This window comes from Paenibacillus sp. CFBP13512 (assembly GCF_005233705.1).
Lineage (GTDB): Bacteria > Bacillota > Bacilli > Paenibacillales > Paenibacillaceae > Saccharibacillus > Saccharibacillus nuruki.
This window is the reverse complement of sequence record NZ_QGAD01000010.1, coordinates 119771-132503: the sequence shown is the minus strand read 5'-3', so window position 1 is coordinate 132503 and position 12733 is coordinate 119771. Positions and strand designations below refer to the sequence as shown.

8 protein-coding genes are annotated in these 12733 nt (G+C 40.2%); 2 read left to right on the top strand and 6 right to left on the bottom strand.

Annotation, left to right across the window (positions count from 1 at the left end):
- Positions 1-23 precede the first annotated feature (23 nt).
- The 6 genes from PaeCFBP13512_RS15360 to PaeCFBP13512_RS15335 form a co-directional block, all read right to left on the bottom strand.
- Positions 24-830, bottom strand: coding sequence for an HpcH/HpaI aldolase family protein (locus tag PaeCFBP13512_RS15360; protein WP_137224223.1), 807 nt, complete (start codon positions 828-830; stop codon positions 24-26).
- Positions 824-2725: an IucA/IucC family protein gene (locus PaeCFBP13512_RS15355; protein ID WP_137224221.1), complete on the bottom strand. Its 1902-nt coding sequence runs from the start codon at positions 2723-2725 to the stop codon at positions 824-826. The genes PaeCFBP13512_RS15360 and PaeCFBP13512_RS15355 overlap by 7 nt, the downstream gene beginning before the upstream one ends.
- Positions 2726-2825: 100 nt before the next feature.
- Positions 2826-4808 carry an IucA/IucC family protein gene (locus PaeCFBP13512_RS15350; RefSeq protein WP_137224219.1) on the bottom strand — a complete coding sequence of 661 codons (1983 nt, stop codon included), beginning with the start codon at positions 4806-4808 and terminating at the stop codon, positions 2826-2828.
- A 1-nt stretch (position 4809) separates the two neighbouring features.
- Positions 4810-6231 (bottom strand): MDR family MFS transporter, encoded by a 1422-nt coding sequence (locus PaeCFBP13512_RS15345; protein WP_342671984.1) that lies wholly within the window; start codon positions 6229-6231, stop codon positions 4810-4812.
- Positions 6232-6251: 20 nt separating this feature from the next.
- The gene (locus PaeCFBP13512_RS15340; RefSeq protein ID WP_441343335.1) at positions 6252-7628 is read right to left on the bottom strand and encodes an aspartate aminotransferase family protein; all 1377 of its coding nucleotides are present in this window, start codon (positions 7626-7628) and stop codon (positions 6252-6254) included.
- Between the two features lie 192 nt (positions 7629-7820).
- The gene (locus PaeCFBP13512_RS15335) at positions 7821-10208 is read right to left on the bottom strand and encodes a glycoside hydrolase family 31 protein (protein WP_137224217.1); all 2388 of its coding nucleotides are present in this window, start codon (positions 10206-10208) and stop codon (positions 7821-7823) included.
- Positions 10209-10424: 216 nt separating this feature from the next.
- Between PaeCFBP13512_RS15335 and PaeCFBP13512_RS15330 the strand changes: the two genes are divergently transcribed.
- Both PaeCFBP13512_RS15330 and PaeCFBP13512_RS15325 read left to right on the top strand, forming a co-directional pair.
- On the top strand, positions 10425-11294 hold the full coding sequence (locus PaeCFBP13512_RS15330) for a helix-turn-helix transcriptional regulator (RefSeq protein ID WP_137224216.1): 870 nt from the start codon (positions 10425-10427) through the stop codon (positions 11292-11294).
- Between the two features lie 129 nt (positions 11295-11423).
- Complete coding sequence (locus PaeCFBP13512_RS15325; protein ID WP_137224214.1) at positions 11424-12647, top strand: glycoside hydrolase family 16 protein; 1224 nt, start codon at positions 11424-11426, stop codon at positions 12645-12647.
- The last annotated feature ends 86 nt before the right edge of the window (positions 12648-12733 follow it).

Sequence of the window (12733 nt, the reverse complement as noted above, 5' to 3'; positions counted from 1 at the left end):
ATCTATAATGCAATTACGATAGATCATTGATGATTGTGCGATTGTTGTTTGGAAGGGATAGCAGAAGCTACAGGAAATTGAGCTAATTTACTTTGTAACGCTCGAAAAGCTATTCCACGTTCATCTCCTAATACGTAAGCCTGTACTCCTTTTCCTTGCCAGTAATCATATTGATCCGGTTGACGAGGAATTGCGCAATAAGGAATCTGTTGGTCAGCGGCAACTTGTTGAATATGATCCAATGCTTGACGCACATGAGGATGCTCGGTCTGCCAAGGTACACCATAAGATTGTGATAGATCAGCTGCTCCTTCAAGCACCATATCGATTCCTTTTACACTTAGAATCTCATGGATGTGTTCGACTCCTTTGACCGTTTCAATCATCGGTACAATCATGATTTCTTGATTCGCTCGATCCATATAATCCACTAGATTGTCTCGTCCAAAAACACCTGGTCGCCCGCTATTCATACTTCGTTGACCGATTGGGAAATATTTAGCCGCTTGAATCACAGCTTCGATCTGTTCTTTAGTTTCCACTTGCGGAATAACTATTCCCATCGCTCCGCTATCCAGAACACGTAAAATTGTTTTGGCATTGATTTCAGGGATACGTACCAGTGGTGTAATCCCAGATTGTTCAGCCGCCCGAATCATATGTTCAACCGTTTCAGGATTGATCATCACATGTTCCATATCAATAATTACAAAATCAAAACCGGCATAAGCTATCATTTCAACCATAATCGGTGCAGGCACAGAAGCGATCAATCCAAATACTGTCTGCTGTTGTGCTAATTGCTGGCGTAGCCGATTAGACGTTAACATTTGGATTGTCGGTAAGCATACAATGGGTTCATTCCATCTTTGAAATGAAGCTCACCATCTCCGAACAATCTTCTTTTGGTTAATTCTTCGATTAATACTGTCTCCGCAAACAGATCAAAACAATCAAACCGTTCTTGATGCTGTGGATGGTCATGCTGATATTGATGGATAATATCGGTAGTCATTTTCCAGAATGATTGTTCGGATAACTGATAATGCTGTTCCAAAAACATGCACATTTCTGTAGCCGCAATAAAAAAGAACGCATCATAAGAGAAATCTCGTACATCATCCGGGTTATTCGTTTGGATAAATGAATTACGATTGATCTTTGCATGACTTGGCGGTTCCGGTGTTAGATCAGGGCATAATTCAGGTTCTACCAGATGTGTCACTGAGAAACGAACACCGTCATGAAAATCTTTGAGTGCAATACGTGTAGGTAATCCATCATGATGAATCAGAATAATATTTTGACCGTGTGATTCCATTCCAATTCCGTGCGCATATAACATATGAATAATAGGAGTAACCGTTGCTGTTAACATGGCATATGTCCACCGTTCTACTCCATATTGCTGTATCCACGGATCGATCAGAGGTACACCGCTTGGTTGCACATGACATAATCCATTGAAAGGAACACCGTCTTCGCCTTCTTTTAGATACGTATGCAGACTTTCACGCCAGATCGTTCCTAATGAACCATAGGTCTGTGACTGTCGATATTCGGGCAACTTTTCATAATTGAAAGTGATTCCTGCACGCTCACGTAAAACTACAAATCCAAGCTGACGGGCAGTCTCGTTATGTTGAATCAATCGAGTTAACCAATCTGTAATCATTGCTCCATTAAGAACCGTATGCCCTGCTAATATACGAGCAGTTGATGTATTGGTAATACTTAATGCCATTTTCAAATAAGGCGCTTCAGGTCTTGTTCGATTGCCTAATGTACGAATCGATTGCTGAGCATAATAAGCATCATTTCCAATTCCGAGCGGAACGATCTGTTGACTGGCTAGTTCACGGTAAAAAGCCGATACAATCTTATTCTTCCACTGCCACGGATGAACAGGGATCAAGTGATAATCTTCTATATTCAATTGTTGCTGTTGTAAAATCTGCTGAAATTGATTCCATTGCTTGGTGCCTAATGATTCCTGCATAAATGAATCGTGATCTTCGACTGTGGTTGAAAAAGCAGACAAACTGTATTCTTTAGCCACCGCTAACCAAATCGGGTACAACGATTGTTGAAATTCTGGCCCATACTGAGCATTATCTTCTAACGTAAAACCGATTCTAGATTTATAACAAGGATGGTACGGATGACCGTCTTTGATCTGCCCTTCCAACTGATCATAATAAGGCTGTTCTGTTGAGAATACACTTTGTTGTACATATGCTTGAGATTGTAAATCTTTCAATAATGTCTGTTCCAGTTCATTACGGAATTGTTGTAGCTTCTCCCCTTGTTGTACTTGTTGAAGTACTTCATTCAAAAATTCATGCAGACGTGCTGTCTGTTGTTGTCCGTCTGTCGCTATTCGTATAACAGGAACTTGCTCTAATCTTACTCTGCCAAAGCTCACCATCCGCTTACCCGTACACATATACTGCACCTTTTGTTGATCTGTAGTTACACCGGCTATAGTAAACTGCTGATAAGCTTTTGGCTCTGATAAGCTAGAACGTATTTGTTGCTGAGACATTTCAGTCTGAAGATAAGGAAGAATATCTTCATAGATGATTGCTTGCATTAATTGACGAATAATTCGCTGTTCTACTGCTGGAAAATGTTCTGAATGGAGCGCTTTAATCATATCAAAAGGATCAGTCGATTGTGTCAATGATAAGGCTGAATACGTAGGTAATTGTTGTGTAAACGTCATTATTTCACCTCGGATTAAGTTAGTCATACCTATAGAGATTGGATGTTGGAACGTGTCCGTAAAATTTGCATGAATTGAGTGACATTATTCTTCGTTTTTATCAACTTTTAGCTAGATATAAAGGATTCGGAATAGCGATAAATGAAGGATGATCGCCTTTGGCTTGAAAACAACTGATAAAGTTAGCTTTAGCGGGTAACGTTTCTACGTGTAGTAAAGATTCAATATGATGGCAAAGAGAACTATTTCCTTCTAACGCTGCTTGGGTTCTCCATGTTAATAATTGTTGTTGTACTATATTCCAATAGTCCTGCTCACTACACTGCTCATAGGCGGCTATGGTGTGAATCAATGAACCTAAATGATTGACTACAAAATAGTATCCTGTTCTTAACCATGCAGTCTCACGGTCATATAGCACATGACTATCCTGTTCAATTAACGTTTGAATCCATTCCTCTACGGATGGACATGTTCGATCAATACTGACTCCTTCCAGATCGCGTACATAATAACAGTCTGGCATCCCGTCTTTGAGCGAAATTAATGAATTTTGCAGATGGGCTTCAAAGCTTATCCCGTAATCTGTAAAAACACGTAATAACGATAAAAGAGTAATTTCTGTATACTTTGATAACCATGTTGATAAATGTGGAACTGGATCTTCTGCATGTTGACGAATCACTGATATTAATTTGGGTTCATTAGTGTTGGGCGCTGATTCCAATAGGGAAGCTACAACATACGTATGCTCAGGATCAATCTGTTGTGGACGATAAATGACAGTCATGGCAGCAGTCCATTGCTCTTGCTGCGCCAAAGTCATGGCTGTCAATGAGTTAAACTGGTTGTCGGTAGCTGATTTGCTATCATTTACTTTATGATTTTCCGCTAGATCGTCTGTCCATTGTGTACTTAACGTACCGACTTTTACTGAACTGTAGCCTGTTTCTGTTAACACTTTAAAATGATTCGATTCTATTGCAGTCCGTTTATGATGAATAATGCGTGCAGCGTCGATAGTCCGTTTGGCTTGTTCGGTTGTATTTTCACGAATAAGATTCGTTATTCGGATATGCAGGGGTAACTTATAGCCTCGATGGTCTTTAGGATTCCAAACTGTTCTGACCGAAGAAGTCGGATATAGTTCATCACCTAATGATCCTAACAATACCAAATACTGAGACTGTAGCGCTTGCTCCACGATAGGAAGCGTCTGAATATACTTTGCTTGCCACGGATGCATTGGTAAAAGGTGATATTGATCTGCCTGTACACCTTTTGCATGTAACAGGTCTGTTGCTTGCTGATATATAGCAGGTGAGATTGCTTCTTGTCTGGTCTGCTCATCTAGCCAGTGTTCCTCGATATAGATCGACTGTACCGCAATATAAAACAACTGGAAGCTAGCTCCCATTTCTGGACTATACAATGCTAATTCAGGGATAGCGAATCCTTCTGAACTTTTGGGAAATGGATGAAAAGGATGCCCTGCAATCAGTGACTGTTCCGAATAGATATACTCGTTACGATCTGAGCCGTGATCAGCAAGATGATGATCATAGTAATATTCCATTTTGGTCAGACTGTTTCCGATGCGATCTACCATTTGTTGCTTCTGCGAACCTCTTGCTTGACTATCTGTATAATGACTTACTTCTTCGATCATATAATCGATCAACTGATAGGCCGTTATAATCGCTGGAGATTGCTCTTGTTCAATACACACAAAATAATAAATATAATGATGCTGACCGATCAGGGAATAATACGTCACCCCTGTCTGTATCCATCGCCCGGTAAAAGGAAGCTGGATCAGTATCATGTCATACGATTCTTCGATATTGATATCTAATCTGGATATCATTTTGTTGTGCAGTAAAGGGAACTTCTCAATCACGGCTGAAATTCTAGGGTCAAATTGTTTCGTTTCTCGTAAATAACTATTGAGTATCGCTTGAATACTTGCAGCAAGTGCCCACTTTTTGGCATCTGAAATAGGATTTTCAGTTAATTTAAAGTCTTTACTATCCGTTGTTTGTTGCATTAATTTCTGATTTTGATGGATATCTACAGAAGACACATTATGCACTCCTTTTCGTATGATGGATAGGCTCAGAAGATGTTACCGTCTGATGCATAAAGAAAGCCGCTGGAATCGTAAATAAAATGATTATACTTAACACCCAGAATCCCTGATTGATCGTATGCAATGTGCTAAAGGCATCTGAATGTCCATCAGCTATAAGCTGAGTCCGCCGAACTTCATAATAGACTGAAATGATCACAATTCCGAGTGAGGAAGTCATTCTTCGAATCACATTATTCATGGCTGAGCCTTGAGATACCAACTGATCAGGAATTGCATTTAACCCTGCTGTCGTGACAGGCATATTCGATAATCCCAACCCTACTCCGCGCAACATCATCAGTACAAAAATGATCCAGATTGGTGAATTAACTTGCAACATACCCAACATCGCAGTCGTAATACAGGTCATAGATAAACCAATCAACACAATCATTTTTGGCCCTTTACGATCAAGATGCTTACCTGCAATCCGGACAAAAATACCTGTGAAAATCGCTGAAGGTAAAAACACCAATCCGGTCATCATTGCACTATATCCGTATACATTTTGCACCAGTAAAGGAACCATAAAAATCGTAGCAAACATCGCAATGGCTTGTACACTGACTACCACGACACTAAGCGTATAGGTCGGAATATTGAAGATACGCAGATGCAGTAATGGTTGTTCTTTGGTTAACTCCAAACGAACAAAAATAATAAGCAATACAACTCCAACACCCAGCATCACAAGATTAGACCCTAACCATATATCTGCCAGATGCTTCATTTGACCCAGTGTCCATAAAATAATGCCAACTCCCAGCGACACTGTAACAAATCCGCTCATATCAAATGTTCGCTTCCGATCAGGGATCGTATGTGGCAAATACTTAAGCCCGATCAGTAACCCGAGCAATCCAGTAGGTACATTCATCCAAAATAAAGATTGCCAGCTTCCCCATTCGATCATCATTCCCCCGACTGTGGGGCCAATAGCAGGTGCAACCATAATCGCAATGCCCCAGATTCCTGTCACACGACCACGTTCATTTTTGGGAAAAGCATCGAACATAATCGCTAGTGATAGCGGAATCATCAATCCACCTGCAATCCCTTGTAACCCACGAAAGCAGATTACAGATAACAAATTCCATGAAAATGACCCAAGTATAGACCCGATAATAAACAGGAACAGTCCGAGCAAATAAATTCTTTTTTTACCAAATCGATCACCCAGATATCCTGTTAATGGCATCGTCATTCCCATACCTAGCAGAAAAATAGTAATAATCCAACTGGTGGAACTGGCATTACTCTGAAAAACGTTCATCAATTCAGGGACAGCCGGATTGAGCGAACTGTTATTCAAAATGACTGTAAATGTCCCTAGTAAAATACTACATAAAATCATCCATTCCGCAGAAATAGCCAACTTATATCGATGCTTGATCATTACACTGTAGAAGTCTGTAACGTTTGATACGCTGTAGTGACAGCTTCACCAAAAATACGAGTGACTTCTAATACTTGCTCTCTTGTAATAATAAGGGGTGGTAAAAACCGCATGACGGTAGAATGTCTTCCTCCTACTTCTAGAATCAGTCCACGTTTCAAACATTCTTGCTGGATCAAGCTTGCTAATTGTGGATGTGCTGGATAATGCCCTAGATGATCCATGATGTGCTGATCATTTACAATCTCCACTCCAATCATTAATCCACGACCACGAATATCACCAATACAACCCACTTGCTGTTGAATCTGCTGTAACTGTTCTACCAATAACGATCCCATATCAGTGACATGCTCAGGCAAATGATGTTCACGAATATAACGTAATGTTGCAAGTCCTGCTGCCATCGCCATCTGGTTACCACGGAAAGTACCGATATGTGCGCCTGGATTCCATTGATCTAAATCTTTGTTATAGATAACAACAGATAATGGCAAGCTTCCTCCGATAGCTTTGGACAATACCAATACATCAGGAATAATACCTGCATGTTCAAAAGCATACAATTTGCCTGTCCGACCAAGTCCTGTCTGTACTTCATCAATAATTAATGGAATATTGCGTTCTTGTGTAATACGACGCATTTCACGAATCCACTCTACAGGAGCAGGAATAGAGCCTCCTTCACCTTGTACCACTTCAAAAATCATTGCACATGGCGATACAATGCCACTCTCAGGATCATCCAACAAATTTTCGATATAACTACTACTGATCTGATGCGTCTGTTCTCCGCCGATTCCGAAGGGGCAACGATACTCATACGGATACGGCATAAAATGAACATCAGGAATCAATCCATTCACACGTTCTTTTTGCCCTAATGTTCCACTAAGGCTCATTGCGGCATGAGTCGATCCATGATATCCCCCTTGAAAAGATAAAATACTACGTTTACCTGTAGCTGTTTTGACTAACTTTATCGCTGCTTCGATTGCATCTCCTCCGGTAGGGCCACAAAATTGAATTTTGGCATTTTGGGCAAAAGATGGCGGAAGACTTGCAAATACTTCTTCTACAAACTGTTCTTTGAGGGGTGTAGTCAGGTCTAAGGTATGCAACGGATGCTTGCTGTTTAGTAATTGTTGGATCGCTTCGATCACAACAGGATGATTATGTCCAAGAGCTAATGTTCCTGCACCTGCTAAGCAGTCATAGTATACTTTGCCATCCATATCTGTAATATGAATCCCTTCAGCTTCTTTGATGACAATTGGTAATCGGCGTGGATAGGAACGAGCATTAGACTCTCTTTCGGATTGGCTTTGCAAATAACGTGTATTTTGAGATACGGCTGAATCTACTGTTTCTATCATCATAATCGCTCCTTTGATATTGATAATCATTTTCAATTAGGCACTTCTCTAGTATATGGAATAAATTTCTAGACTCCATAGACATTTACGTCCTGTATTTGTACAAATACTACATCTTCATTTTTAGGAATCGCGATCAGACAAAAAAAGACGACTCTATAAGAGAACTATAGAAATCGTCGATACAACAAATTAGCTATTCATTTTTCGATATGTCCATGTATGAATAAGCTCTTGATATTTCTTTTCGTTGGCAGAATGAGGGTCATTTTCGCTAGATGATAATGTGGATTCTATCGTAATCTGTTTGTCGATCCATTGGCCTGTCAACCAGCTATAATGCTTATCTACAGGTAAAGCGATTTGCCAATCGTATTTATTACTAGCTGAATCTGTAGCTTCATAATGTCGCCACTCTACCGCTGTCCAATCGATCCATGCAGTCGATAATGCAACCGGTACATGTGGAATCAGGCTACCTGCTCTGACCAGTATAATGATCGGAATGATGGATTCTGCTATATGATGCCATGTAGAGCCTGCATATCTCTTACCTGTCTGGTAATCGATCCACTCTCCAGAAGGAGTATACACCTCTCTAGCTGTCATTCCTTGTTCTAACATCGGAGCAATTAACAGATCTGTTCCTAGCAAATACTGATCTTCAATCTGCCATACACCCGGTTCATCTGGATATTCAAGCAATAGTGGACGCAGTAATGGAATGCCTTGTTCAGCACTTACAACCGATTGTGTATAAATATAAGGCATCAGCTGATATTTTAACTCGACTGCTTTTCTAAAATCTTCGACAAACTCTTCATCATAATGCCACGGCTCTTTGGGAGGTGCTCCATGACATCGACTATGCGACGTCAACATTCCAAAAGGCATCCAGCGTCGATACAATTCTCGCGGACTTTGATGGACAAATCCACCGATATCATGACTCCAAAAAGTAAAGCCACTCAACCCCAACGACATTCCTGCTCGCAAAGAAGCCGCCATGCCATTATCCGTATTTTCAACATCACCACCCCAATGTAAAGGATAACGTTGACTGCCTGCCCATGCGCTACGTGCCCAGATAATCGATTCACCGGTGACTTTTTGCGTAATCTCAGATACCGCCTGATTATAGCGAAGAGGATACAGATTATGCTCTTTCCATCCATTTTGACGAGAATAATACGAACCATGAATCGGTGCACTTTCTCCAAAATCGACTTTGATTGCACTTACACCTATATTTAATAATCCTGCAATCTTTTGCTGATACCACGCTACGGCTTCAGGATTGGAAAAGTCTAAAATGGCATCTTCCCCTGCAATATAACCATTGCCATCACTAATCGCATAACCTTTGGCAATAATCTCTTCATATAGCGGATTAGAAGGCATAAAATAAGGATACTGCCATAAGCTAATCCGATATCCTTGCTCACGTAAATCCGTAATCATTTGCTCTGCATGATCAAAGCGACTGGTTGAAAATTGATAATCACAACGCCAATCATGCTCAAACCAACCGGTATCCAGATGAATGACATCACAAGGAATCCTTTGCTCTTGCAACTGACTAGCGACTTCCCTCACTTCTTGTTCGGATTGATACGTTATACGACTCATCCACAATCCGAAAGACCATAACGGTGGAACAGTAGACTTCCCTGTTAACGATGTGTAACTAGACAGTATTTGTTTGGGTGTGCCGAAAAAGAAAAACAAATCCAGTTCATCTTCCCCAATATAGATCGTATTGGTTCCATCAAAATGATGCCCTACATCACAAGTCATCGGACAGCTATGATGAAAAAACATCCCATAGCCTCGATTACTCCATAACAATGGAATAGGCTTATACATATCTGCGGTCTGCGCGCTTAAAGGATCATATGTAAACCAGTTAAACTTTTGTCCGCGTTTATCCATTTTCAAAAAGGATTCGCCACCTCCATATAATCGTTCTCCTGGAGATAAAGCAAAACTTGCTGCTAGACTACGATTCATATCTTTCGCCGATCGGATAAAACAAAATGGAGTTGGGTCAGAGCTGAGAATAGAAGCTTGATCTGCCATATGATGTGTGCGTGTTAATAATTTTCCTGTAGCATCTCGAAACTCTATCCGCCATGGTTGGTACATTATCGTTACCGAGCCGTAATCACTTCGATACGTCACATGATCATTATCCTGTTGTTCGATAATCCAATCTTGACTAACAGGTATTTCTTCCTCTGTAAGCATCAGACTATGGCGGGGTTCTAAAGTGGGCTTACGAACGGTTAATCGAATCCGAACTGTCTGTGCATCAACAAATTCCAAGCGAAAAGGAAAAGAAGGTGATTCGGTATAGGCAGGAAATTCCCACGATTCTGTGGCTGTAAAAGGCAATGTATATTTACCAAAATCCAATCTAGGCTTACGTGAATACCGTTCCCAATGTATCTCGCCGGTAGCCGTTTCGGGATTGAAATGTTCGATATGCATCCCCATAAAATAGGTATTTTCAATCTGTCCAAATGCTTTGCTCATATCAATAGGTTCACAAAGTAATGCTGTATCATATAATCGAATCATTCGTAGTTATCCTCTCACTATTTATTTAATTGATAACGTTTACATCTTAAAATATTGTATACTTTTGTATAGATTCAACCTACTCTAATTCTATGTAGTATTCGCACAATATTACGATCATCGAAGTACATCAAAATAAAATATATACTCTACCGTATCGCTTCCGATTCCTATACCGTCTAATTTCACTATACATATAATGGAGGTTGACCACAGATGCAACTCTCACCCCCTTATGAAGTTACTCAAATGCCCGACAAAACATTTCCGATTAATATCTTTCACGTTGCTGCACCTCATTGGCGCTGGGTACCTTTGCACTGGCATGAACATTTGGAATGGATGATCGTCTATAAAGGCTCTTTCCGTGTTCAAATCGGTACAGAGCATCAAGATATTGCGGTAGGAGATATTGTGTTTGTTAATACCCGTCAGATTCATGCCGCTTTTCCTTTGGAGGAAGATACTGAATTGATATGTATTGTGTTCAATGAAGCATTGATTCGGAATATCCAGTTAGATCATACAGAGTCACGCTATATTCGACCCCTATTGGAAAATCAATTAATACTACCTGCTATTTTCCCCAAAGATCATCCGTTAGCCAAACAGGTCACCTTTTATTTACAACAGATGATTATAGAGTATGAACAATCTACCTATGGTTCTGAATTATTGATCAAATCCTATCTGCTGGCTTGTATAGGTTGGCTTTATCGTATTGTTGCTCATGATCATATAGAGTTGCCTGCCTCCCATCAACCTGCTTATATGCAACCTTTGTTTCAACATCTGAGTCATCATTTTCGAGAATCTATTTCGATCGAGACAGCCGCTGAACTATGTCAATTGACGCCTACTTATTTCTGTTATTTATTTAAAAAGACAACAGGCAAAACATTTATCGAATATATCAATATGCTACGTATTCATGAAGCCGAGCAATTGTTGCGTTCTGGTGATTGGAATATCAGTCAAGTGGCTTATCACTGTGGATTCACGAGTCTAAATTACTTTGGCAGAGTATTTAAACAATACAAGCAGATGTCGCCAAGTCGTTGGCTCAAGCATATCGCCAAATCGTAGAATGAACTAAAGTTGTATTATTGTGTAGAACATGTGTATTTCTACGCTCTTTTGTAAATACAGTTTATTTTTCACCTTTCATAAAATACAATAAAATGGAAATTAAACCATATAAAAGGTGGGGTATTCATGTTGATACGCAAGCAGATTGCTATTCTTTTATCCACGCTATGCTTATTTACATTATTGGGATCATGGACTTGGAATTCTCAAGCCGAAGCAGCAGGCACTTGGAAACAGATCTGGTCAGATGAATTCAATGGCTCTAACGGAACAGGGGTAGATGGTTCCAAATGGAATTCAGAAACAGGTGCTGGCGGTTGGGGAAATAACGAGTTACAGTATTATACAAATCGTACCAACAATGCTTATATGGATAATGGCAATCTGGTTATTCAAGCGTTAAAAGAAAATTATAATGGTGCTCCTTATACATCGGCTCGCTTAACAACAGCTGGCAAATTCGACGTGAAATATGGAAAAATTGAAATGCGTGCTAAACTTCCCTATGGTAAAGGCATCTGGCCTGCATTCTGGATGTTAGGTAGCGATATCGGTAGCAACCAATGGCCAAAAAGCGGTGAAATCGATATTATGGAATACGTAGGTGCTAATGCTCCAAACACTGTGTATGGCACTATTCACGGCCCTGGTTATTCAGGCGCAGGTGGTCTATCTGCGGCTTATACTATCGGTGAAAATATCAGTAACGCTTACCATACGTTCTCGATTGAATGGGAACCGAATGTCATCCGCTGGTATGTCGATAACAATCTATACCATACACGTACATCAGCAGATATTGGTGGTAATCAATGGGTATTTGATAAACCATTTTTCTTATTACTTAACTTAGCTGTAGGCGGTAACTGGCCTGGCTATCCTGATGCAAGTACTACATTCCCGCAAAAATATGCAATCGACTATGTACGTGTATTCCAGCGCTCTGGAGATACAGGTAATATTGTAGCCCTTAAAGCTGTAGCTAATGGAAAATATGTAGCTGCTGAAGATTATGGAAATGCACCTCTACTTGCCCGTTCTACTACAGTAAGCGATTGGGAGAAATTTGAGTTAATCGATCTTGGAAATAACAATGTTGCTTTGCGTTCTCTAGCTAATAATAAATACGTATCTGCTGATAATACAGGTGCAAGCCCATTAATAGCTAACAAAACGGCGATTGGCACATGGGAAACGTTCCAAATCGGAACAACAGCGGATGGGAAACGAACCTTCAAATCATTAGCGAATAATCAGTATGTCTGTGCAGACAATTATGGAGATAGCCCGCTGATTGCCAATCGAAGTACCATTAGCGGTTGGGAAGCTTTCGAAGTGATCAAGCAGTAAAAAGTAAAATGTAAAGGTATCACTAATTAGCACTATTATATTCACTATTACAATGCAAAAAGGAAGCCTATACGCAATCTCAGGCT

Excerpts from the sequence above, each read along its gene's own strand:
- PaeCFBP13512_RS15360 (WP_137224223.1), bottom strand. The coding sequence starts at position 830 with ATGTTAACGTCTAATCGGCTACGCCAGCAATTAGCACAACAGCAGACA.
- PaeCFBP13512_RS15355 (WP_137224221.1), bottom strand. The coding sequence starts at position 2,725 with ATGACGTTTACACAACAATTACCTACGTATTCAGCCTTATCATTGACA.
- PaeCFBP13512_RS15340 (WP_441343335.1), bottom strand. The coding sequence starts at position 7,628 with ATGATAGAAACAGTAGATTCAGCCGTATCTCAAAATACACGTTATTTG.
- PaeCFBP13512_RS15335 (WP_137224217.1), bottom strand. The coding sequence starts at position 10,208 with ATGATTCGATTATATGATACAGCATTACTTTGTGAACCTATTGATATG.
- PaeCFBP13512_RS15330 (WP_137224216.1), top strand. The coding sequence starts at position 10,425 with ATGCAACTCTCACCCCCTTATGAAGTTACTCAAATGCCCGACAAAACA.
- PaeCFBP13512_RS15325 (WP_137224214.1), top strand. The coding sequence starts at position 11,424 with ATGTTGATACGCAAGCAGATTGCTATTCTTTTATCCACGCTATGCTTA.